Source organism: Rhodovulum sp. PH10 (assembly GCF_000293785.1).
Classification (GTDB): Bacteria; Pseudomonadota; Alphaproteobacteria; order Rhizobiales; family Xanthobacteraceae; genus Rhodoplanes.
Genome location: NZ_AKZI01000030.1, coordinates 84,275 through 104,623, shown reverse-complemented (window position 1 = coordinate 104,623; position 20,349 = coordinate 84,275). Strand labels below are relative to the sequence as shown.

Annotated in this window: 22 protein-coding genes; 17 read left to right on the top strand and 5 right to left on the bottom strand. The window is 70.0% G+C overall.

The annotated features are described in order from the left end of the window. Positions 1-78: 78 nt before the first annotated feature. Entirely contained in the window at positions 79-645 is a 567-nt protein-coding gene (gene thpR / locus A33M_RS06275; RefSeq protein ID WP_040619518.1) for an RNA 2',3'-cyclic phosphodiesterase, read from the bottom strand. 99 nt (positions 646-744) lie between these two features. Next, complete coding sequence (locus tag A33M_RS06270; RefSeq protein WP_237718289.1) at positions 745-1,428, bottom strand: arylesterase; 684 nt, start codon at positions 1,426-1,428, stop codon at positions 745-747. Between the two features lie 100 nt (positions 1,429-1,528). On the opposite strand from A33M_RS06270, the gene A33M_RS06265 reads away from it, so the two are divergent. The 4 genes from A33M_RS06265 to A33M_RS06250 all read left to right on the top strand — a co-directional run bounded on the left by A33M_RS06265 (position 1,529) and on the right by A33M_RS06250 (position 6,947). After that, positions 1,529-2,260, top strand: coding sequence for an ABC transporter ATP-binding protein (locus tag A33M_RS06265; protein WP_008384780.1), 732 nt, complete (start codon positions 1,529-1,531; stop codon positions 2,258-2,260). Next, positions 2,257-4,845 (top strand): ABC transporter permease, encoded by a 2,589-nt coding sequence (locus A33M_RS06260; RefSeq protein ID WP_008384777.1) that lies wholly within the window; start codon positions 2,257-2,259, stop codon positions 4,843-4,845. The genes A33M_RS06265 and A33M_RS06260 overlap by 4 nt, the downstream gene beginning before the upstream one ends. A 297-nt stretch (positions 4,846-5,142) precedes the next feature. Beyond that, positions 5,143-5,964, top strand: coding sequence for a Bax inhibitor-1/YccA family protein (locus tag A33M_RS06255; RefSeq protein ID WP_008384776.1), 822 nt, complete (start codon positions 5,143-5,145; stop codon positions 5,962-5,964). Between the two features lie 212 nt (positions 5,965-6,176). Beyond that, positions 6,177-6,947, top strand: coding sequence for a Bax inhibitor-1/YccA family protein (locus A33M_RS06250; protein WP_008384774.1), 771 nt, complete (start codon positions 6,177-6,179; stop codon positions 6,945-6,947). A 231-nt stretch (positions 6,948-7,178) separates the two neighbouring features. Here the strand turns inward: A33M_RS06250 and map are convergent, their stop codons facing one another. Then, the gene (map, locus tag A33M_RS06245) at positions 7,179-8,027 is read right to left on the bottom strand and encodes a type I methionyl aminopeptidase (protein WP_008384771.1); all 849 of its coding nucleotides are present in this window, start codon (positions 8,025-8,027) and stop codon (positions 7,179-7,181) included. Between the two features lie 336 nt (positions 8,028-8,363). On the opposite strand from map, the gene A33M_RS06240 reads away from it, so the two are divergent. The 8 genes from A33M_RS06240 (at position 8,364) to A33M_RS06205 (ending at position 15,293) form a co-directional block, all read left to right on the top strand. Then, positions 8,364-9,134 carry a transporter substrate-binding domain-containing protein gene (locus A33M_RS06240; protein WP_040619517.1) on the top strand — a complete coding sequence of 257 codons (771 nt, stop codon included), beginning with the start codon at positions 8,364-8,366 and terminating at the stop codon, positions 9,132-9,134. 671 nt (positions 9,135-9,805) lie between these two features. Next, positions 9,806-10,858, top strand: coding sequence for a MaoC family dehydratase (locus A33M_RS06235; RefSeq protein ID WP_008384767.1), 1,053 nt, complete (start codon positions 9,806-9,808; stop codon positions 10,856-10,858). A gap of 136 nt (positions 10,859-10,994) precedes the next feature. Then, entirely contained in the window at positions 10,995-11,405 is a 411-nt protein-coding gene (gene sdhC / locus A33M_RS06230) for a succinate dehydrogenase, cytochrome b556 subunit (RefSeq protein ID WP_008384766.1), read from the top strand. Beyond that, positions 11,402-11,791, top strand: coding sequence for a succinate dehydrogenase, hydrophobic membrane anchor protein (gene sdhD, locus A33M_RS06225; RefSeq protein ID WP_008384763.1), 390 nt, complete (start codon positions 11,402-11,404; stop codon positions 11,789-11,791). Before sdhC ends, sdhD begins: the two co-directional genes overlap by 4 nt. 1 nt (position 11,792) lies before the next feature. Next, positions 11,793-13,628 carry a succinate dehydrogenase flavoprotein subunit gene (gene sdhA, locus A33M_RS06220; RefSeq protein ID WP_008384761.1) on the top strand — a complete coding sequence of 612 codons (1,836 nt, stop codon included), beginning with the start codon at positions 11,793-11,795 and terminating at the stop codon, positions 13,626-13,628. 57 nt (positions 13,629-13,685) lie between these two features. After that, positions 13,686-13,982 carry a virulence factor gene (locus A33M_RS06215; protein WP_008384759.1) on the top strand — a complete coding sequence of 99 codons (297 nt, stop codon included), beginning with the start codon at positions 13,686-13,688 and terminating at the stop codon, positions 13,980-13,982. 24 nt (positions 13,983-14,006) lie between these two features. Next, entirely contained in the window at positions 14,007-14,789 is a 783-nt protein-coding gene (locus A33M_RS06210; RefSeq protein ID WP_008384757.1) for a succinate dehydrogenase iron-sulfur subunit, read from the top strand. 111 nt (positions 14,790-14,900) lie between these two features. After that, positions 14,901-15,293, top strand: coding sequence for a VOC family protein (locus tag A33M_RS06205; RefSeq protein ID WP_008384755.1), 393 nt, complete (start codon positions 14,901-14,903; stop codon positions 15,291-15,293). A gap of 130 nt (positions 15,294-15,423) precedes the next feature. Here the strand turns inward: A33M_RS06205 and A33M_RS06200 are convergent, their stop codons facing one another. Then, on the bottom strand, positions 15,424-15,933 hold the full coding sequence (locus A33M_RS06200) for a GNAT family N-acetyltransferase (RefSeq protein ID WP_008384753.1): 510 nt from the start codon (positions 15,931-15,933) through the stop codon (positions 15,424-15,426). A 221-nt stretch (positions 15,934-16,154) separates the two neighbouring features. On the opposite strand from A33M_RS06200, the gene A33M_RS06195 reads away from it, so the two are divergent. After that, positions 16,155-16,712 carry an O-acetyl-ADP-ribose deacetylase gene (locus A33M_RS06195; protein ID WP_008384751.1) on the top strand — a complete coding sequence of 186 codons (558 nt, stop codon included), beginning with the start codon at positions 16,155-16,157 and terminating at the stop codon, positions 16,710-16,712. Here A33M_RS06195 and A33M_RS06190 read toward each other — a convergent pair. Then, entirely contained in the window at positions 16,709-17,815 is a 1,107-nt protein-coding gene (locus A33M_RS06190; protein ID WP_008384748.1) for a CaiB/BaiF CoA transferase family protein, read from the bottom strand. The genes A33M_RS06195 and A33M_RS06190 overlap by 4 nt on opposite strands. Before the next feature lie 178 nt (positions 17,816-17,993). Between A33M_RS06190 and A33M_RS06185 the strand changes: the two genes are divergently transcribed. The 4 genes from A33M_RS06185 to A33M_RS06170 all read left to right on the top strand — a co-directional run bounded on the left by A33M_RS06185 (position 17,994) and on the right by A33M_RS06170 (position 20,332). Continuing rightward, positions 17,994-18,521 carry a hypothetical protein gene (locus tag A33M_RS06185; protein ID WP_008384744.1) on the top strand — a complete coding sequence of 176 codons (528 nt, stop codon included), beginning with the start codon at positions 17,994-17,996 and terminating at the stop codon, positions 18,519-18,521. Positions 18,522-18,638: 117 nt separating this feature from the next. Continuing rightward, the gene (gene ruvC, locus A33M_RS06180; RefSeq protein ID WP_202801805.1) at positions 18,639-19,151 is read left to right on the top strand and encodes a crossover junction endodeoxyribonuclease RuvC; all 513 of its coding nucleotides are present in this window, start codon (positions 18,639-18,641) and stop codon (positions 19,149-19,151) included. Positions 19,152-19,230: 79 nt separating this feature from the next. Beyond that, a complete protein-coding gene (gene ruvA / locus A33M_RS06175; protein WP_008384740.1) occupies positions 19,231-19,848 on the top strand; it encodes a Holliday junction branch migration protein RuvA in 618 nt (205 codons plus the stop codon). 25 nt (positions 19,849-19,873) lie between these two features. Continuing rightward, the gene (locus tag A33M_RS06170; protein ID WP_008384738.1) at positions 19,874-20,332 is read left to right on the top strand and encodes a cytidine deaminase; all 459 of its coding nucleotides are present in this window, start codon (positions 19,874-19,876) and stop codon (positions 20,330-20,332) included. Positions 20,333-20,349 lie beyond the last annotated feature (17 nt).

Below are 20,349 nucleotides of genomic sequence, written 5' to 3'. Positions count from 1 at the left end.
ATATCGGCATCGCTTTTCTCCTGGCCTCCGGCAGTTCGCGCCGCAACGCAGCCCGCGTCCGAGTTTCCAAACGGGCTCTCAGCGGGCGCCGAGCCGGGCGCGTTCGGGAAGCACCTCGAGCGGATACTCGGCCTCGACCACGTAGGGCCCGCCGCCGACCGAGGCTCGCGAGGAGTAGAGCACGAAGCGCTCGACCGGGAACGGCATCGAGCGGAAGCCGGCGCGGGTGGCGAGATAGTCGGCGACCTGACGCGGCGAGGAGTCGCGCAGCCGCGCGAGCGACACGTGCGGCGCGAATTTCCGCCCCTCCGCCGGCAGGCCGACCCGCTGCATCAGCCGCTCGTGCTCGGCCTGCAGCTCGACGAGCGCCGGATTGGGCGCGACCGCCGCGAACACCGCGCGCGGCTTGCGGCCGCCGAACGCATCCACCCCGTCGAGCCGCAGCGTGAAGGGGGCGCGCGCCACGCCTTCGAGCGCATAGGCGACCTCGCGGGCGGTGGCGTCGTCGATGTCGCCGATGAAGCGCAGCGTCAGATGGTAGTTCTCGCGGTCGATCCAGCGAGCGCCCGGCAGCCCACCGCGCAGCATCGACAAGGCCTCCCCGACATCGCGGGGAATCTCTATGGCGGTGAACAGTCTGGGCATGGGGGATACCTGCGGCTGGAGGACGCGTCCCGCTCGCCGGCCGCGCTGTTTCGCGGACCGGTCGGGAACGGAGGGCAGGCGGGCCGGAGGCTTTTCGTCTCAGCTCCGGTCGCGCCGGGCGGCGGCGCGGGCGATCAGCTCCTCGACGCGCGGCAGGATGCCCCGCACGATCACCCGCACGCCCGCGGCGTTCGGATGCATCCCGTCGGCCTGATTGAGGCTCGGCTGGGCCGCCACCCCCTCCAGGAAGAACGGGTAGAGCACCGAATCATAGGCCTTCGCCAAGTCGGGAAATATGACGTCGAAGGCGCGCTTGTAGTCTGTCCCCATGTTCGGTGGCGCCTTCATGCCGGCGAGCAGCACCGGAATGCCGCGCGCTTTCAGCCGCCGCAGAATCTCGCCGAGCGCTTTCCGGGTGACCGCCGGGTCGATGCCGCGCAGCGCGTCGTTGGCGCCGAGCTCGACCACCACCGCGTCGGTGCCCGAAGGCACCGCCCAGTCGAGCCGGGCGAGGCCGTCCGTGGTGGTGTCGCCCGACACGCCGGCATCGACGATCTCGACCGGCGGCGCGTTTTCCGGATGTCCGCCCTCCGCCAGGGCCTTTCGCAGCTGGGCGGCAAAGCCGTCGCCCGGCGGCAGGCCGTAGCCGGCGGTGAGCGAATCCCCCAGCAGCACGACTTTCAGCGGCCGCTCGCCGGCTTTTTCCGCACGTGCCGAGGAAAATGTGGCCGGTGCCACGTAAAAGACGATGGCGGCGAGCAGCCCGGCGAGAGCGGCGACCACGCGTCGCGCCGGCTTCATCCGCCAATGCGGGGCCCCATATGCCGCCCCATATGACGAAAACCCCGCCCGCGGCCCCGGTACGCACGAAAAAGACGGCAGCATGGACGATACCTCGCTTCTCCGATCCCCGCCCGCGATCGCCCTGTCGGGGGTCGATCTCTCCCTCGGCTCCGAGGCCGCACGGGTCCACATTCTGAAACACGTCTCCCTCGATATAGGGGCGGGCGAGGCGATCGGCCTGGTCGGGCCGTCCGGATCGGGCAAATCGACGCTTTTGATGGTGATGGCCGGGCTCGAGCGGCCGGATTCCGGCACGGTGACGGTCGCCGGCACCGATCTCGGAGACCTCGACGAGGACGGGCTCGCGCAGTTCCGCGGCCGAAACATAGGAATCGTCTTTCAGTCGTTCCACCTGATCCCGACCATGACCGCGCTCGAGAACGTCGCGGTGCCGCTCGAGCTCGCCGGGCATCAAGATGCCTTCGAGATCGCGGCCCGGGAGCTGGAGGCGGTCGGCCTCGCCGCGCGGCGCGACCATTATCCGGCGCAGCTGTCGGGCGGCGAGCAGCAGCGCGTCGCGCTGGCGCGCGCACTCGCCCCGCGCCCGGCGATCCTGGTCGCCGACGAGCCGACCGGCAATCTCGACGAGACGACCGGCCGCGGCATCGTCGACCTCTTGTTCGCCGGCCATCGCGAGCGCGGCATGACGCTGGTGCTGGTGACGCACGATCCGGGGCTCGCGGCGCGCTGCGACCGCACGGTGCACATCCATTCCGGCCGGATCGACGAGACCGCCGCGCACGAATCCGCGGACCGCGAGGTTTTGGCGTGACCGCCGCCGACGCGACGGGCTCGCCCGCCATCGCCCGCCCCGCCGGCACGCCGTGGCGGCCGCTCCTGAAGGTGGCATTGCGCGATCTGCGCGGCGGCTTTCGCGGCTTTGCCGTTTTCGTCGCCTGCATGGCGCTCGGGGTGATGACCATCGCCGGGGTCGGCTCGCTCGCGACCTCGATGACCGCCGGCATCGCCGGCCAGGGCAGGGCTATTCTCGGCGGCGACGTCGCCTTCACGCTGGTCCAGCGCGAGGCGGGGCCGGCCGAGCGCGCCTTCATGGAGGAGGCCGGGACAGTCTCCGTCACCGCCTCGATGCGGGCGCTCGCCAGAACCGCCGACGGCCGCTCGACGCTCGTGGAGCTGAAGGCGGTCGATGCCGCCTATCCGCTCTATGGCGCGGTCGTCACCGACCCGCCGGCCCCGCTCGACCAGACGCTCGCTCGCGACGGCGACGCCTTCGGCGCGGCGGCCGACCCGCTGCTGCTCGCCCGGCTCGGCCTGACGGCGGGCGACAAGATCACCATCGGCTCGGCGACCTTCGTGCTGCGCGCCAGCGTGACGAGCGAGCCCGACCGGCTCGCCGGCGGCATCGGCTTCGGGCCGCGGCTGATGGTCTCGGCCGATGCGCTCGCCGCGACCGGCCTGGTCCAGCCCGGAAGCCTGGTGCGCTGGGTCTACCGGCTGCGGCTCGACGATGCCTCGGCGCGCCACATCGACGCGGTGACCGAGGCGGCCGAGCAGAGATTCCCGAACGCCGGATGGGACGTGCGCTCCAGCGCCAATGCCTCGCCGCGGCTCGAGCGGTCGATCGGCCGCTTCACCCAGTTCCTCACGCTGGTCGGGCTGACGGCGCTGCTGGTCGGCGGCGTCGGCGTCGCCAACGCGACCCGCCACCATCTCGACCGCAAGCGCGACACCATCGCCACGCTGAAGGCGCTCGGCGCCGGCGGTGGCGGCGTGGTCGCGGTGTATCTGGCGCAGATCCTGGTGCTGGCGGCGATCGGCTCGGCGATCGGCCTCGCGCTCGGCGCCGCGCTGCCGTTCCTGATCGCCGCGGTGTGGGGCGCGGTGCTGCCGCTGCCGATCGCGCCGTCGCTGCATGCCGGGCCGTTGGCGCTCGCCTTCGTCTACGGCCTCCTCACCGCGGTGACCTTCGCGCTGTGGCCGCTCGGCCGCGCCCACGACGTGCCGGTGTCGGCCTTGTTCAGGGATGCGGTCTCCCCCGACCGCCAGCGTCGGCCGCGCCCGCGCTACGTCGTCGCGACCGTCGTCTCGGCGCTCGCGCTCGCGGGGCTGGCGATCGGCGCCTCCTACGATCCGCCGGTGGCGGCCGTGTTCGTCGGGGTGGCGGTCGCGGTGCTGGTGCTTCTGCGCCTCGTCGCGAGCGGGGTGATGGCCTTGGCGCGACGCGCGCCGCGGGCCCGCAAAACCGTGCTGAGGCTGGCGATCGCCAACATTCACCGGCCGGCGGCGCTGACGCCGACGGTCGTCATCTCGCTCGGGCTCGGCATGGCGCTTCTGGTGACCATTCTCGAGGTCGACGCCAATCTGCGCCACGCGCTGACCTCCGAGCTGCCGCAGCGCGCGCCCTCCTTCTTCTTCCTCGACATTCCGAGCCGCGAGACGGCGCGCTTCGACGCGCTGATGAAGGACACCGCGCCCGCCGCGACCCTCGAGCGCGTGCCGATGCTGCGGGGACGAATCGTCGCGGTGAAGGGCGTGCCGGCCGAGGAGCTGAAGACCACCGGGCGCGGCAGCTGGGCGCTGCACGGCGATCGCGGCATCACCTATGCGGGCACCGTGCCGGAGGGCTCGCGGGTGGTGGCGGGCGACTGGTGGGGCGCCGATTATCGCGGGCCGCCGCTCCTCTCGCTCGAGGAGAAGGTCGCCGACGGGCTCGGGCTTTCGGTCGGCGACCGCCTCACCGTCAACGTGCTCGGCCGCAACATCGGCGCCACCGTCGCCAATCTGAGAAAGGTCGACTGGCAGTCGCTCGGCATCAATTTCGTGCTCGTCTTCTCGCCCGGCGCCTTCGCCGGGGCGCCGCACAGCGACATCGCCACCGTCTCCTTCCCCGACGGCGGCACGCCCGCCGAGGAGGCCGCGGTGATGAACGCGGTGGCGAAGGCGTTTCCCTCCGTCACCCCGGTGCCGGTGAAGGAGGCGCTCGACCAGGTGGCGGGCGTGCTCGCCGATCTCTCCCGCGCGATCCGCGCGGCGAGCGCCGTCACGCTGATCGCCGCGGTGCTGGTGCTGGGCGGCGCGCTCGCGAGCGGCCATCGCCACCGCGTCTACGACGCGGTGATCCTGAAGACGCTCGGCGCCACCCGTCGCACCATCGTCACGGCGTATCTGATCGAGTACGCGCTGATCGGCCTCGCGGCGGTGCTGTTCGGGGTCGCTGCCGGCTCGGTCGCGGCGTGGCTCGTGGTCGGCGACATCATGACGCTGCCCTTCACGTGGCACGCCGGGCCGGCGCTCGCCGCCGCGTTCGGCGCGCTCGCGGTGACGCTCGCCTGCGGCCTCGTCGGCACCGTCTCGGCGCTCGGCCGCAAGCCGGCCGCCGTGCTTCGCGCGTTGTGAATGCGCTCGAAGCGCGCTCCGAGCGCGCGCGAAGTCCCGCCGCCGTTAACGATCGCTGAACCATGCGGCCCGATGATCGCCCCGCCACCGGCCGGCAGGGGACGGGCGGGCGGCGACCGCCTCGGCTGCGCAACACGCGGCGCGCGAGATCTTTGCGACAATCCGTCGCCGCCGGGAGTCCGCCAGCGGTCGCATATAATGCGTTCCTATCCGGCACGTGCTTTTCGGACCGCCGGGCGACGGGCTGCGGCACACAGCGGGACGGCACACAGCGGGACAACGGAAGGGGGTTCGACGATGTCGGACTACGATCGGAACACCTGGGGCGTGCCTTACGGCGCGGCCGGCCACGCGGAGGCGGCCGCGTTCGACGCCGGGCTGCGCGCGTACATGCTGCGCGTCTACAACTACATGGTGCTGGGGCTGGCGATCACCGGGTTCGCCGCGCTCGGCATGTATCTCGTCTCGGTCACCGGCGACGCCTCGGACGCGGCGCGGGTGGTGAGGAACGGCGCCGAGCTGCCGGCCCGCATCGGCGGCAGCATGTTTCTCACGCCGATCGGCTGGGCCGTCTATGTGAGCCCGCTCAAATGGGTCATCATGCTGGCGCCGCTCGCGCTGGTGTTCGCCCTGAGCTTCGGCATCCAGCGGCTCAAGCCGGCGACCGCCCAGGCGCTGTTCTGGGTCTATGCGGCGCTGGTCGGGCTGTCGCTCGGCGCGATCTTCATGGTGTTCACCCACACCTCGGTGGTGCGGGTGTTCTTCATCACCGCCGCCTCGTTCGGCGCGCTGTCCTTGTGGGGCTACACCACCAAGCGCGACCTCTCGGGGATGGGCTCGTTCCTGATCATGGGCTTGTTCGGGATCATCATCGCGAGCCTGGTGAACGTGTTCGTCGCCTCCTCGATGATGCAGTGGCTGATCTCGGTGATCGGCGTCCTGGTGTTCGCCGGCCTCACCGCCTACGACACCCAGCGGCTGAAGAGCGAGTATCTCTACGGCGCGATGGACGGCGAGACGATGGAGCGCTCGGCGGTGATGGGCGCGCTCTCGCTCTATCTCGACTTCATCAACCTGTTCACGCTGCTCCTGCAGCTGCTCGGCGAGCGGGAGGAGTGACGCCGGCCGGGTAACGCTCCGGTAACGCCACGCGAACGCCGTGGCGTAACGGGGCCGAGGGTGGCGAATTTGTCATGATCGGACAGGGGCCCGTCCCCTTCACGGCGACCATGACGAGGCCTACATTGAGGCCGAATTCGACGGTGTCGGACCGGGTGCCCTTCCCGGCCGCTGACCAGCGGTGAACGGGCGGACAGAAAGGACTATCCCCCATGTCGGACTTCGACCGGAATACGATCGCATCGCGCGGCTACGGGGCCGACCGGGCGGTCGCCATCGACCAGGGCCTGCGGGCCCACATGATCCGCGTCTACAACTACATGGCCAGCGGCGTCGCGCTCACCGGCGTGACGGCGTGGCTGACCTATCTCGCCGCCGGTGGTGATTCCATCACGGTGGCGAACGGCCGCATCTCCGGGCTCACCGGGTTCGGCGAGGCGGTGTTCACCAGCCCGCTGATGTGGGTGCTGGTGCTCGCCCCGCTCGGCCTCGTCTTTTTCATGAGCTTCCGGATCAACTCGCTGTCCGCCTCGACCGCGCGGACGCTGTTCTTCGTCTATGCCGGCATGCTCGGCCTGTCGCTCGCCTCGATCTTCCTGATGTACACGGCGGGCTCGATCACCCGGGTGTTCTTCATCTCGGCCGCCTCGTTCGGCGCGCTGTCGCTGTGGGGCTACACCACCCAGCGTGATCTCTCGGGCATGGGCTCGTTCCTGATCATGGGCTTGTTCGGCCTGGTCATCGCGATGCTCGTGAACATGTTCCTGCAGTCGAGCGCGCTCGACTGGGCGCTGTCGGTCGCGGGCGTGCTGATCTTCGCCGGCCTGACCGCCTGGGACACCCAGAAGATCAAGGAGATGTACAGCGCGATGGACGACGGCACCGTGGCCGGCCGCAAGGCGGTGATGGGCGCGCTGTCGCTCTATCTCGACTTCATCAACCTGTTCCTGATGTTGCTGCGCCTGGTCGGCGACCGCCGCTAGACCCGCGCATCCGCCACGACGGGCGCTGCGGGACGACCCGGACGACGATCGGCAAGCAGATCGGCACACGCGGCGCCGAGAGCGAACCCAAGCAAAAAGGCCCGGGCGACACCCGGGCCTTTTTTCGTGGCGACGGTGGGACCGACGACCGCGGCCCGAGGTCTCGCGTCCGGATCCTCACGCGGATCCGGGCGAGGATCAGGGCTTCGGGCGGCCCGAGGGCCGCGCCGGTCAGTGCCGCGAGGCGAGCGCCGGGCCGCCATTGACCGGCGGCTTGTCGAGCCCCTTGGGCGAGTAGGTGAACACCTCGACCCCGGTCTCGGTGACGCCCACCGTGTGCTCGAACTGTGCCGACAGCGAGCGGTCGCGCGTCACCGCGGTCCAGCCGTCGGACAGGACCTTCACGTGCGGGCGGCCGAGATTGATCATCGGCTCGACGGTGAACAGCATGCCGGGCCGCAGCACGATGCCCTCGCCGGGCCGGCCGACATGGACGATGTTCGGCTCGTCGTGAAACAGCCGGCCGAGCCCGTGGCCGCAGAAATCGCGCACCACGCTCATGTTGTGGCCCTCGACGAACTTCTCGATCGCCGCGCCGATGTCGCCGGTGGTGGCGCCGGGCCGCACCGCGGTGACGCCGATCTCGAGCGACTCGAAGGTCACGTCGATCAGCCGCTCGGCGCGGCGCGGAATCTCGCCGACCGCGTACATCCGGCTCGAATCGCCGTGCCAGCCGTCGACGATCAGCGTCACGTCGACATTGACGATGTCGCCCTCGCGCAGCGGCTTCTCGTTGGGGATGCCGTGGCAGACCACGTGGTTGATCGAGGTGCAGGTCGACTTGGTGTAGCCGCGGTACATCAGCGTCGCCGGATAGGCGCCGTGGTCCATCGCGAACTCGAACACCAGCTGGTCGATCCGGTCGGTCGGCACGCCCGGCTGAATCTCGGGCACCAGCATGTCGAGGCACTCGGCGGTCAGCCGTCCGGCCTTGCGCATCCCGGCGAACGCCTCTTCGCCGTGAATCTTGATCTGTCCGTTCTTGCGAAGCGGAGCCGCAGTCGCGTCGATATAGGTCATGGGGAGAGCCTTTCTGGCGCCCAATGTAGGGTTTTCGGGACGCGAATCAAAGCGCTTCGGCGGGACTGGCGTCGGTTTGCGCGCATATCTGTCGTGATTCGCGCCGTCGAACCGGTCCGGCTGCCGGCCGGGCCGCCGGTGCCGCTGCACCGTCCGCTGGCGGACATTGGTGCCTCGGTGCGGCATTCCTTCGGCAAGGTGCGAATTTTTCAGAGGAATTGCCGCGAATCGTGCGCTTCCCCATGGCGCCCCGCGACGCCTTCGTGTCATGATTGTGTCGGGCGCACACCGACCTTCGGAGGAGCAGATGCCCGCGCCGGAGCCGAGCGCACGACCATGACGGCCCTTCGCGCGACCGGGTGCACGGCCGCAGACGCGGCCCTGTCCGAGCTGATGCCGACCGGCCGGCTGCGGGTGGCGATCGCCGTCGGCGCGACGCCCTCCGCGGCGTTCGCGGTGCGCGATGCGGCCGGCGCCCTGCACGGCGTCACCGTCGACCTGGCGGCGGCGCTCGCCGACGAGCTCGGCGTGCCGGTCGAGTGGCTGGCCTATCGCAGCTCCGGCGAGATCCAGAACGCCGCCGCGCGCGGCGCCTGGGATCTCGCCTTCATGCCGGTCGACGCGCAGCGCCGGCAGGTGGTGGCGTTCGGCGCCGCCTATCATCTGATGCGGGCGAGCTACCTCGTGCCGGCCGGCTCGCCGATCAAGCGGATCGCCGATGCCGACGCGCCGTGGGTGCGGATCGCCGGCGTGCGCGACACCGCGACCCTGCGCGCCTCGGCGCTCGCCTCGCCGCGCGCGGTGCATCTCGCGCTCGATTCGTCGGAGGATGCCGTCACGCTGATGACGAGCGGCGGGGCGGACGCGATCGCGCTCGGCCGCGAGTCGCTCGCCGCCACCTCCGCCCGGATCGCCGGCGCGCGGGTGCTCGACGGCGCCTTCCTCGAGGCGCGCACGGCGGTCGCGGTTCCGCGAGGGCGGCCGGTGGCGCTGGCGCTGGTCAGCGGCTTCGTCGAGCAGGCGAAGGCGACCGGCCGGGTGCGGCGCTGGCTCGATGCCGCCGGGCTCACCGAGGCGTCGGTCGCGCCGCCAGGCATGGGCGGCTGACCCCGCCGCCAAGAGATCGTTTGGAAGCTCGGACGGCGGCTGGGATGCGGTGCGAACTGCCGGGGGCCAGGAGAAAAGCGATGCCGATACCGCGGATGTCGACGAACTTTTCGATGCCGCGGCCGGCGTTTGCCCCGCAACCCATGCAAATGGGGCTTGCCCGACTTGCGAACGTCCACGTGCCGAACACCGGCGAGCCCGTGTGTGTCTTCGTGCCGAACACGGGCAAGCCCGCGTTCGCTGGCCGGGGCCGCTTTCGGCCGCCCGGTTCGTCACCGATCTCGCGCGTGCTCCCGGTACGCGCGTCGATTCGCTCTGTGATGGTGGCGACGTGGCGCCGCCGCAGCTCACCGGGAAAGTGCCGACCCCGTTCGGCCAATCCACCTCGCGGGCGACCGTGACGGTGTGGCCTTCGATGCCGCCGTTGCTCTTGCCGTGGTCGGGGACGCTCGACGGGGGCGCCCCGGCTCGGGTGGGTTCGCGATTGCCGACAGGTCGCTGATCGTGGAACTCCAAGTCGAGGCCTTTCTCCGAATCCGACCTTCCGCAACCCTGAAGCCCGGTCGCGCGCGTCCGCTCGGCCGGGTTCGCGCGTCCCGCCCATTGCCAAGTGGCCCGGCCGCGGGTACGACTCGCTGCACTGCAACCTCACCCCCAGTCCGTCCTGAACCATGGCCAGCAAGACCAGTCCGGGGCGCTTCTTCGAAGACTTTCGCATCGGCGAGGTGATCCGGCACGCGACCCCGCGCACCGTCACCGCCGGCGACGTCGCGCTCTACACCGCGCTGTACGGCCCGCGCTTCGCCGTGCAGTCCTCCGACGCCTTCGCCCGGGCGATCGGCTATCCGAAGGCGCCGATCGACGACCTGCTCGTCTTTCACGTGGTGTTCGGCAAGACCGTGCCGGACATCTCGCTCAATGCCGTCGCCAATCTCGGCTATGCCGAGTGCCGGTTCCTCGCCCCGGTCTATCCGGGCGACACGCTGAGCGCGGTCTCCGAGGTGATCGGCCTCAAGGAGAATTCGAGCCGCCGCACCGGCGTCGTCTATGTCCGCTCGACCGGCTTTCGCCAGGACGGCGAGAAGGTGCTGGAATACGTGCGCTGGGTGATGGTGCACAAGCGCGACGAGGCGGCGAAGCCGCAGGGCGAAGCGGTGCCGGCGCTCGCGAAGGTGCTCGATCCGGCGACGCTCGGCGCCGCCTGCCCGCCGATCGATCCGGCCGCCTGGGACGACGGGCTGTCGGGCTCGCCGCATCGCTTCGGCGACTACGAGATCGGCGAGAAGATCGACCACGTGGACGGCATGACGGTGGAGGACGCCGAGCACCAGATCGCCACGCGGCTCTACCAGAACACGGCGAAAGTGCACTTCAACCACTTCGCCCAGGTGCGGACGCGAATCGGCCGGCGGCTGATCTATGGCGGGCACGTGATCTCGCTCGCCCGCGCGCTGTCGTTCAACGGCCTCGCCAACGTCTTCCATGTCGCGGGGATCAACAGCGGCTCGCACGTCGCGCCGCTGTTTGCGGCCGACACCGTGTTCGCCTGGTCGGAGGTGCTCGACAAGGCGGATCTGCCGAACCGCAACGACGTCGGCGCGCTGCGGCTGCGGCTGGTCGCCGCCAAGGATCGCGCCTGCGACGACCATCCGTTGCGGGTGGGCAGCGACTACGATCCGGGGGTGGTGCTCGACCTCGACTACTGGGCCCTGGTGCCGCGCTGAGGAGCGCGAACGCGGGCGGGGGCCGCGCCCCCGTCCTGTCTCGGCGTGCCCCCCGGCGAGGCCCGCACGCGTGATTGGGCATTGCACCGGGGGCGCGCTTCTGCTTCAAGGGACTGGCCCTATTTGGAGTTCTTCCATGGCTGAACGCCCGGCGCGGGTCGCGCGGCCGCTGTCGCCGCATCTTCAAGTCTATCGCCTGACCTTCACGTTCCTGATGTCCGGGTTCCACCGGGTCACCGGGGTCGTGCTCTATGCCGGCTTCCTGCTGGTGGTGTGGTGGCTGCTCGCCGCCGCCGCGGGGCCGAATCAATATGCCTGGGTGCAGTGGTTCATGAGCACCTGGATCGGCCGGCTGGTGCTGCTCGGCTTCTCCTGGGGGCTGATCCACCACTCGCTGGGCGGTGTCCGCCACCTGATCTGGGACACCGGCCGCGGCTTCGCCCCCAACGAGCGCGAATGGCTCGCCCGGGCGACGCTGATCGGCTCGATCTCGCTCACCCTGCTCGCCTGGATCATCGGCGGCTTCGTGATGGGAGGCCTGCGATGAAGCTGTCCAGCATCCGCACCCCGATGGCAAAGGCCCGCGGGCTCGGCTCGGCGATGTCCGGCACCGAGCACTGGTGGGAGATGCGGCTGACCGCGATCGCGCTGGTGCCGCTCACCTTCGCCGCGATCGTCATCGTCATCTCGCTGATCGGCCGCAACCACGCCGCGGTCGCGCAGATTCTCGGATCGCCGCTGGTCGCGATCGTCATGCTGCTGTTCGTCTACGCCACCACGCTGCACATGCGGCTCGGTCTCCAGTCGGTGATCGAGGACTACATCTACGGCAAGGGGCTCAAGACGGCGCTGCTGATCGGCAACACGTTCCTCACGGTCGTGCTGTGGCTGGCCTGCACCTACGCGATCCTCAAGCTTTCGTTCGGAGTGTGACATGGCGGCTAACGGTTCCGGAAACGGCGCGGCGCCGGCGGTGAACGGCCGCGCCTACCCGCTCGAAGACCACACCTACGACGTGGTCGTGGTGGGAGCCGGCGGGGCCGGCCTGCGCGCCGTGGTCGGCTGCAGCGAGGCGGGCCTGCGCACCGCCTGCCTGACCAAGGTCTTTCCGACCCGCTCGCACACGGTGGCGGCGCAGGGCGGCATCTCGGCGGCGCTCGGCAACATGGGTCCGGACGACTGGCGCTGGCACATGTACGACACCGTCAAGGGGTCGGACTGGCTCGGCGACCAGGACGCGATCGAGTATCTGTGCCGCAACGCGCCGGCCGCGGTCTACGAGCTCGAGCACTGGGGCGTGCCGTTCTCGCGCACCGAGGAAGGCAAGATCTATCAGCGCCCGTTCGGCGGCATGACGACGAACTACGGCCAGGGCATCGCCCAGCGCACCTGCGCCGCGGCCGACCGCACCGGCCACGCGATGCTGCACACGCTGTACGGCGCCGCGCTCAAGCATCACGCCGAGTTCTACGTCGAGTATTTCGTGCTCGACCTGATCATGGACGAGGAGGGCGCCTGCCGCGGCGTGATCGCGCTCAATCTCGACGACGGCACGCTGCACCGCTTCCGGGCGCAGACCACCATTCTCGCGACCGGCGGCTACGGCCGCATCTATCTCTCCTGCACCGGCGCCCACACCCAGACCGGCGACGGCAACGCGATGGTGCTGCGCGCCGGCCTGCCGCTGCAGGACATGGAGTTCGTGCAGTTCCATCCGACCGGCATCTACGGCTCGGGCTGCCTGATCACCGAAGGCTCGCGCGGCGAGGGCGGTTATCTGGTCAATTCCGAGGGCGAGCGCTTCATGGAGCGCTACGCGCCGTCGGCCAAGGATCTGGCCTCGCGCGACGTCGTCTCGCGGGCGATGACCATCGAGATCCGTGAAGGCCGCGGCGTCGGCAAGAACAAGGATCACATCTTCCTGCACCTCGATCACCTCGACCCGAAGATCCTCCACGAGCGCCTGCCCGGCATCTCGGAGAGCGCGAAGATCTTCGCCGGCGTCGACGTGACCAAGGAGCCGATCCCGGTGCTGCCGACCGTCCATTACAACATGGGCGGGATCGCCACGAACTATCACGGCGAGGCGCTGATCAGGAAGGACGGCGATCCCGACCACATCGTGCCCGGCCTGATGGCGCTCGGCGAGGCGGCCTGCGTGTCGGTGCACGGGGCGAACCGCCTCGGCTCGAACTCGCTGATCGACCTCGTGGTGTTCGGCCGCGCGGCGGCGCTGCGCTGCGCCGAGATGCTGGAGCCCGGCGCCGACCAGCCGTCGCTGGCGAAGGACGCCGCCGACAAGGCGCTCGCCCGGCTCGACCGGTTCCGCTACGCCAATGGCGGCACGCCGACCGCGGTGCTGCGGTCGAACATGCAGAAGGTGATGCAGAACAACTGCGCGGTGTTCCGCACCGGCGAGATTTTGTCGGAAGGCGTCGAGCTGATCGACAAGGTGATGGCCGGCGCCGAGGACGTGAAGGTCTCCGACCGCTCGCTGATCTGGAACACCGACCTGATGGAGACGCTGGAGTTCGACAACCTGATCTCCCAGGCGGTCGTCACCATGAACTCCGCCGTCAACCGGCAGGAAAGCCGCGGCGCCCACGCCCGCGAGGACTTTCCGAACCGCGACGACAAGGAGTGGATGAAGCACACGCTCGCGTGGCTCGACCCCGAGACGCGCAAGGTGACGATCGACTACCGGCCGGTCCACACCTACACGATGACGAACGAAGTGACCTACATCGAGCCCAAGGCGAGGGTTTACTGAGGGTGTCCAATGGCGTCGGTTGCCGGAATCGGACACAATCGACCGGGGAGCGGACGCGTGTACGCCATCGTGTTCGATTTCGACACCGAGATCCTCAAGCAAACCTATCCGAGCTCGTCCTGGAACAACGCCTATGCCGATGTCCGGAATTATCTGACGGCGCGCGGCTTCGAGTGGATGCAGGGAAGCGCGTACTTCGGAGACGAGACGGTCGATGCCGTCCGCTGTGTCCGGGTGGTGCAGCGGATGGCGAAGAAGTTCCCGTGGTTCACGCCGGCGGTTCGCGACATCAGAATGCTGCGGATCGAGGAAAACAATGATCTCAAGGCAGCTCTCGACGACGAAGACGATTGAGCCGCGGTTGGAAAAGGTCTGATCATGGTCGAATTCACCCTGCCGAAGAACTCGAGGGTCACCCAGGGCAAGGTCTGGCCGGCGCCGCAGGGCGCGACCCGTCTGAAGGAGTTCCGCGTCTATCGCTGGAACCCGGACGACGAGGCCAATCCGCGGATGGACACCTTCTCGGTCGATCTCGACGACTGCGGGCCGATGGTTCTCGACGCGCTGTTGTGGATCAAGAACAAGATCGACCCGACGCTCGCCTTCCGCCGCTCCTGCCGCGAGGGCATCTGCGGCTCGTGCGCGATGAACATCGACGGCGTCAACACGCTCGCCTGCACCAAGGACATCGCCGAGATCAAGGGGCCGGTGCGCATCAGCCCGCTGCCGCACCAGCCGGTCGCCAAGGACCTCGTGCCGGACCTCACCAACTTCTTCGCCCAGCACGCGCTGGTGCAGCCCTGGCTGCAGACCGAGACGGTGGCGCCCGAGAAGGAGTGGAAGCAGAGCCGCGAGGACCGCGAGCTGCTCGACGGCCTCTACGAGTGCATCCTGTGCGCGTGCTGCTCGACCTCGTGCCCGGAATATTGGTGGAACCCGGACCGCTATCTCGGCCCCGCCGCGCTCCTGCACGCCTATCGCTGGGTGATCGACTCGCGCGACGAGGCGACCGGCGAGCGGCTGGACCTCCTGGAAGATCCGTTCCGCCTGTTCCGCTGCGTGACCATCCTCAACTGCTCGAAGGCGTGCCCGAAGGGCCTCAACCCGGCCAAGGCGATCGCCGAGCTGAAGAAGCTGATGGTCGAGCGCCAGAAGACCTGACCGGACTCGTCCGGCCCGGACCTGTCCGGCCCCGACTCGGCGGCCGGCGACCGCGTTCCCTGCATTTCCCCGGCTCGCGTGAGCCGGGGAGAGAATATCGGAGAACAAAGCATGATCGACCACATCGGCTTCCCGGTCTCGGACTTCGCGCGGTCGCGGGCGTTCTACACCGCGGCGCTGGCGCCGCTCGGCTACACGGTGATCATGGCGTTCGAGCCGGGCGAAACCCCCGACGGCTTTCCGCATGCGGGGCTCGGGCGCGCCGGCAAGCCGGACTTCTGGATCAGCGGCGGGGGCGCGTCGGGCGGTCGGGTGCACGTCGCCTTCACCGCGCCGGACCGCGAGACGGTCGATGCCTTCTACGAGGCGGCGATCGCCGCCGGCGGCACCGACCACGGTGCGCCGGGCGTGCGGCCGCACTATCATCCGAATTATTACGGAGCCTTCGTGCTCGATCCCGACGGCCACAATATCGAGGCGGTCTGCCACACGCCGCCCGCGTGAGCGCGGCCTCGGCGGTTTCGCGCAAGCCCGGCGGTTCGTCGGGCGAGGGTCGGCGGGCAGGGGAGACGGTCGGTGGAGGCGGTCGGCGGGCGTCACGCCCGCGACCGTACGACGCCGATGTGCGAAAAGATCAGGCCGGCCAGGCGAAGGCGATCTTGTCGAGCGTCTTGTTGCCGAACGTTTCCGACGAGCGGGCCACCGGCCGGCCGCCGAGCGCGCGATAGAACTCGGTCGCCGGCTCGTTGTCCGACAGCGCCCACACGACCAGGCTCTTCATGCCGGTCTGCGCGAGGTCGCGGCGGGCCGCCTGGAACAGCCTGCGGCCGAAGCCGAGGCCCTGGAACTCCGGGCGGAGATACAGCTCGTAGATCTCGCCGTCGTAGGGCAGGCTGCGCGCCCGGTTGCGGCCGAAATTGCCGTAGCCGGCGACGGTGTCGCCGAACACGAACAGCGACACGCGGCTGCCTTTGCGCAGCGCCCCGTCCCACCAGGCCGGTCCACGCCGGCTCACCAGCTTCTCGAGCTCGGGGCCCGGGATGATGCCGCGGTACGAGGTCCGCCACGCTTCGTCGTGGGCCGCTGCGATCAAAGTCGCATCGGATGGCTTGGCACGGCGAATCTCGATCAGGACGGTGCTCATGCCCCAATTAGAGCCAACGGCCCGGACCGCTTCAAGAGGGAGCAGTTACGTACGTTGCAGGCCATATCCGACTGTTGCGCTCTGGACACGTTTCGAATAGCCAGGGTCGCTGGGCGTATTGTCCGCCCTGCCACCCGCGTGGCCGGGCCGGCGCATCGATCGGCGGTTGCGCCGTGTGGGGGATGCGCGGGGCGGCCGCGCGCACCCGCGGAGTTTTCCCGATGCCCTCCTCGCCGCTGCCGACCGCCGTGATCGGCGGCACCACGCTCGAGATTCTGGTCGCCGACATCACCACGCTTCGGGTCGATGCCATCGTCAATGCGGCGAACCGCACGCTGCTCGGCGGCGGCGGGGTCGACGGCGCCATTCACCGGGCAGCCGGGCCCGAGCTTCTGGAGGCGTGTCGGCCGCTCGGCGGCTGCGACACCGGGTCGGCGAAGATCACCGAAGGATTTCGGCTGCCGGCAAAATTCGTGATCCATGCGGTCGGCCCGGTGTGGCGGGGCGGCACCGCGGGCGAGGAGGCGGCGCTCGCCTCGTGCTACGAGACCTCGCTGACATTGGCGCGTGAGAAGAACCTCGTGTCGATTGCCTTCTCGGCGATCTCGACCGGCGTCTACGGCTTTCCGCCCGAGCGGGCAGCGCCGATCGCGGTCGGCACGGTGGCGGAGGAGATCGAGAAGAAACCCGGCTCGCTGGCGCGGGTGGTCTTCTGCTGCTTCAGCGAGGCATCTGCCGCTCATCACGCGGCGGCATTTTCCTCGCTCGCTCCGCGCTAGAGAAACTCGCGCCGCACCGCCTCGGTGTGGGCGCCGAGCGCCGGCACCGGGCCGAAGCATTTGCCGCGCGCGCCGGGCGGCGCCGGATACGTCACCGGGCCGGACGGCGTGTCGACGGTGACGCGGCGCAGATGCGGATGGGTCGAAAGCTGCGCCATCTCGTTCACCCGCGCGAAGGCGATCTCGGCCGCCGCAAGCTTTTCCGTCAGTTCATTTGCATCGAGCGCGCCGAAAGCGGCCTGCACCCGCCCGTCGGTCTCGGGCCGGCGCGCCATGCGGTCGATATTGGTGGCGAAGTCGGGGTCTTTCGCGAGCGCCGGATCGTCCATCACCTCGCGGGCGAGCATCCGCCACTCGCGGTCGTTCTGGATCGAGATCAGCACCTCGACGCCGTCGCGCGAGCGAAACACACCATAGGGCGAGATGCCCGGATGGGCGAGGCCGATGCGCCGCGGCGTTTGGCCGAACTCGTGCTGCAGCAGCGGCACCGTCATCCATTCGGCGAGCGAGTCGAACAGCGACACCGAGAGCGTAGCTCCCTCGCCGGTGCGCCCGCGGGCGATCAAGGCCTCGAGGATCGCCTGATAGGCGTTCAGCCCGGCAGAAATGTCGGCGACCGAGGCGCCGACCCGCGACGGCCCGTCCGGCGTGCCGGTGAGCGAGGCGAGCCCGGTCTCCGCCTGCACCAGGAGGTCGTAGGCCTTGCGCCGGGCATAGGGACCGGCCTCGCCGTAGCCGGAGATCGAGCAGACGATCAGCCGCGGGTTTCTTTCACGCAGCCGCTCCACCGCGAAGCCGAGCTTTTGCAGCGCCCCCGGCTTGAGATTTTGGACCAGCACGTCGGCGCGGCCGAGCATCGCCTCGAGCAAACGCTTGTCGTCGTCCGCCGCGAGGTCGAGCACCACCGATTCCTTGCCGCGGTTGAGCCAGACGAAATGGATGCTCTCGCCGTGCGCCAGCGCGTCGTAGCCGCGGGCGAAATCGCCCTCCGGCCGTTCCACCTTGATCACCCGCGCGCCGGCGTCCGCCAGCCGGCAGGTGCACAAGGGAGCGGCCACCGCCTGCTCGAGCGAGACGACGAGAAGACCCTTCAGCGGCAGCATGGCTCCTCCGGTGTGGGCGAGAGCGAGGCCGGTCCGGGATAGCGCGATCCCCTCCGCCTGTCTCGGCGGAACCTCCGGTGCGGGCGGCGCGATCGCCGGATTCGGGGAACCGCTGCCGCGCCCGGGTGATTGTCCGACGGACCGCCCACACGCAACGCCGCGACCGAGGGAGACCGCCATGGCCGACCGTCCCATCCGCTCGTCCAAGGATGCCCGCAGCCCTGCCGAGATGCCGGAAGACATGCGCCCCGATCCGATGCGCACCCCGCGCGCGAACCGCAACTGGGCGATGATCTTCGCCGTGGCCGGCATCGCGGTGGTGATCGCGATCGTGCTGGCGATCGGCCAGAACCGCGGGCCGGAGCGCGCCGCCGGCAACCTGCCGGGGACCGTCTCGGAAGGCACCACCGCGGGCATGACCGGCGAATCGGCACGAGGCGGGCTCGTCGGCTCCCCGAGCGTCGATCCCGGCACGTCGGACTACCGGCTGCGGCAGGACACCACCGGCTCCGGCTCGTCCGGCAGCCAGCCGCCGATGCCCGGCACCCGCGCCACCGGCGTGGTCGGCGGCACGTCCAACACCATGATCCCCGGCAGGAGCGCGCCGACCGATCCGGCCGGCAGTGATCCGGCAGGTACCTCCGCCGGCGGTTCCGGCACCGGCACCGGGACGGGGACCGAGAGCGGCGAGCCGCCGCCGCAGTAATTTTTCCGCGCGGCGCGCCGCTCCGGCCGCCCGGGGCGTTCTCGCCTTTTCTCGCCGGGGCGGTCCTCGCTGGCCGCCCCGCCCGGCTCCGAGTAAGAGTCGGGCATGCCGGACACGATTCGCATCCTCGGGATCGACCCCGGGCTCCGCCGCACCGGCTGGGGCGTGATCGATGTCGCCGGTAATCGGCTCACTTACGTCGCCTGCGGCTCGGTCGCGACCGACGACCGCGGTGCCATGGGCGAGCGGCTGGTCACCATCCATGCCGGGCTGTCGAAGGTGATCGCCGCGTTCGATCCGGTCGAGGCGGCGGTCGAGGCGACCTTCGTCAACAAGGACGCCTCCGCCACCTTGAAGCTCGGGCAGGCGCGCGGCGTCGCGCTGCTGGTGCCGGCGCAGGCCGGGCTCCCGGTCGCCGAGTACGCGCCGAACCTCGTGAAGAAGACCATCGTCGGCGCCGGCCACGGCGACAAGGCGCAGATCCGCATGATGATCGGCGTGCTGTTGCCGAAGGCCGATCCCACCACCCACGACGCCGCCGACGCCCTGGCGATCGCCGTCACCCACGCCCACCACCGCACCAGCGCGATCACCCGCGCCGCGCTTTTGATGAAGGTCGCCGGGGCATGAGGACATCTCCGCCGAGGGCGCATTTCGGTCGCGACCCGGCGCGGCGCTGTTTCTTTGCCCCTGTCCGGACGACGTACGCATGATCGCCAAGCTGAAGGGGGTGGTGGATTCCTACGGCGAGGACTTCGTCGTCATCGACGTGCACGGCGTCGGCTATCTGGTGCACTGCTCGGCGCGCACGCTGCGGGCGCTGCCGGCGGCCGGCGAGGCGGCGACGCTGTCGATCGAGACGCACGTCCGCGAGGACCAGATCCGGCTGTTCGGCTTCCTCTCCGACGTCGAGCGCGAATGGTTCCGCCTGTTGCAGACCGTGCAGGGCGTCGGCACGCGGGTCGCGCTCGCGGTCTTGTCGACGCTGGCGCCGTCCGAGCTCGGCTCGGCGGTCGCGATGCGCGACAAGGCGATGGTGGCGCGCGCGCCCGGCGTCGGCCCGAAGGTGGCCGAGCGGATCGTCACCGAGCTGAAGGACAAGGCGCCGGCGCTGTCCGCGGTCGATCCGGCGGCGGCGAAGCTCTCCGCCGACCTCGACGCCGATGCGGCGCCGCGGCCGGTCGCCGATGCGGTCTCGGCTCTGGTCAATCTCGGTTATGCTCGCCCGCAGGCGGCGGCCGCGGTCGCCGCCGCCGCAAAAGCCGCCGGCGAGGGAGCCGACACGGCAAAGCTGATCCGTCTCGGGCTGAAGGAGCTCGCCCAATGACGGACGTCGCGTGAAGGGTGCCGCCATGATGGATGCACGAACCGGCGCGCCGGGCGCCTCGGGCTTGAGCGAGCGGGATCGCGAGCTGGTCGAGGCCGCCCGCGCCGCGATCAAGGAGCGCTATCGCAACGATTGGCAGGAGGTCGGCGCGGCGCTGCGCAGCCGCTCCGGCCACATCGTGACGGGCGTCAATCTCGACGCCTATCTCGGCCGCATGGCGGTGTGCGCGGAGGGCGTCGCGCTCGGCAAGCTGGTCACCGATCTCGGCGAGATCGGCATCGAGACGATCGTCGCGGTGCGCCACCCGCGCCCGCACGAGGCCGACCAGTCGGTCCGCATCGTCTCGCCGTGCGGCAGCTGCCGCGAGCTGATCTGCGACTACGATCCCGAGGCCCGCGTCATCGTGATGGGCGAGCACGGGCCGGAGGCGGTGCCGATCCGCGAGCTTCTGCCCAACAAGTACAGCCGCGGGACGGGATTGTGACGGCGATCGAAACGACT

Excerpts from the sequence above, each read along its gene's own strand:
- A33M_RS06205 (WP_008384755.1), top strand. The coding sequence starts at position 14,901 with ATGATCGACCACATCGGCTTCCCGGTCTCGGACTTCGCGCGGTCGCGG.
- A33M_RS06265 (WP_008384780.1), top strand. The coding sequence starts at position 1,529 with ATGGACGATACCTCGCTTCTCCGATCCCCGCCCGCGATCGCCCTGTCG.
- map (WP_008384771.1), bottom strand. The coding sequence starts at position 8,027 with ATGACCTATATCGACGCGACTGCGGCTCCGCTTCGCAAGAACGGACAG.
- A33M_RS06170 (WP_008384738.1), top strand. The coding sequence starts at position 19,874 with ATGATGGATGCACGAACCGGCGCGCCGGGCGCCTCGGGCTTGAGCGAG.
- sdhD (WP_008384763.1), top strand. The coding sequence starts at position 11,402 with ATGAAGCTGTCCAGCATCCGCACCCCGATGGCAAAGGCCCGCGGGCTC.
- A33M_RS06185 (WP_008384744.1), top strand. The coding sequence starts at position 17,994 with ATGGCCGACCGTCCCATCCGCTCGTCCAAGGATGCCCGCAGCCCTGCC.
- sdhA (WP_008384761.1), top strand. The coding sequence starts at position 11,793 with ATGGCGGCTAACGGTTCCGGAAACGGCGCGGCGCCGGCGGTGAACGGC.
- A33M_RS06190 (WP_008384748.1), bottom strand. The coding sequence starts at position 17,815 with ATGCTGCCGCTGAAGGGTCTTCTCGTCGTCTCGCTCGAGCAGGCGGTG.
- A33M_RS06255 (WP_008384776.1), top strand. The coding sequence starts at position 5,143 with ATGTCGGACTACGATCGGAACACCTGGGGCGTGCCTTACGGCGCGGCC.
- A33M_RS06210 (WP_008384757.1), top strand. The coding sequence starts at position 14,007 with ATGGTCGAATTCACCCTGCCGAAGAACTCGAGGGTCACCCAGGGCAAG.
- A33M_RS06240 (WP_040619517.1), top strand. The coding sequence starts at position 8,364 with ATGACGGCCCTTCGCGCGACCGGGTGCACGGCCGCAGACGCGGCCCTG.
- sdhC (WP_008384766.1), top strand. The coding sequence starts at position 10,995 with ATGGCTGAACGCCCGGCGCGGGTCGCGCGGCCGCTGTCGCCGCATCTT.
- thpR (WP_040619518.1), bottom strand. The coding sequence starts at position 645 with ATGCCCAGACTGTTCACCGCCATAGAGATTCCCCGCGATGTCGGGGAG.
- A33M_RS06195 (WP_008384751.1), top strand. The coding sequence starts at position 16,155 with ATGCCCTCCTCGCCGCTGCCGACCGCCGTGATCGGCGGCACCACGCTC.
- A33M_RS06250 (WP_008384774.1), top strand. The coding sequence starts at position 6,177 with ATGTCGGACTTCGACCGGAATACGATCGCATCGCGCGGCTACGGGGCC.
- A33M_RS06200 (WP_008384753.1), bottom strand. The coding sequence starts at position 15,933 with ATGAGCACCGTCCTGATCGAGATTCGCCGTGCCAAGCCATCCGATGCG.
- ruvA (WP_008384740.1), top strand. The coding sequence starts at position 19,231 with ATGATCGCCAAGCTGAAGGGGGTGGTGGATTCCTACGGCGAGGACTTC.
- A33M_RS06235 (WP_008384767.1), top strand. The coding sequence starts at position 9,806 with ATGGCCAGCAAGACCAGTCCGGGGCGCTTCTTCGAAGACTTTCGCATC.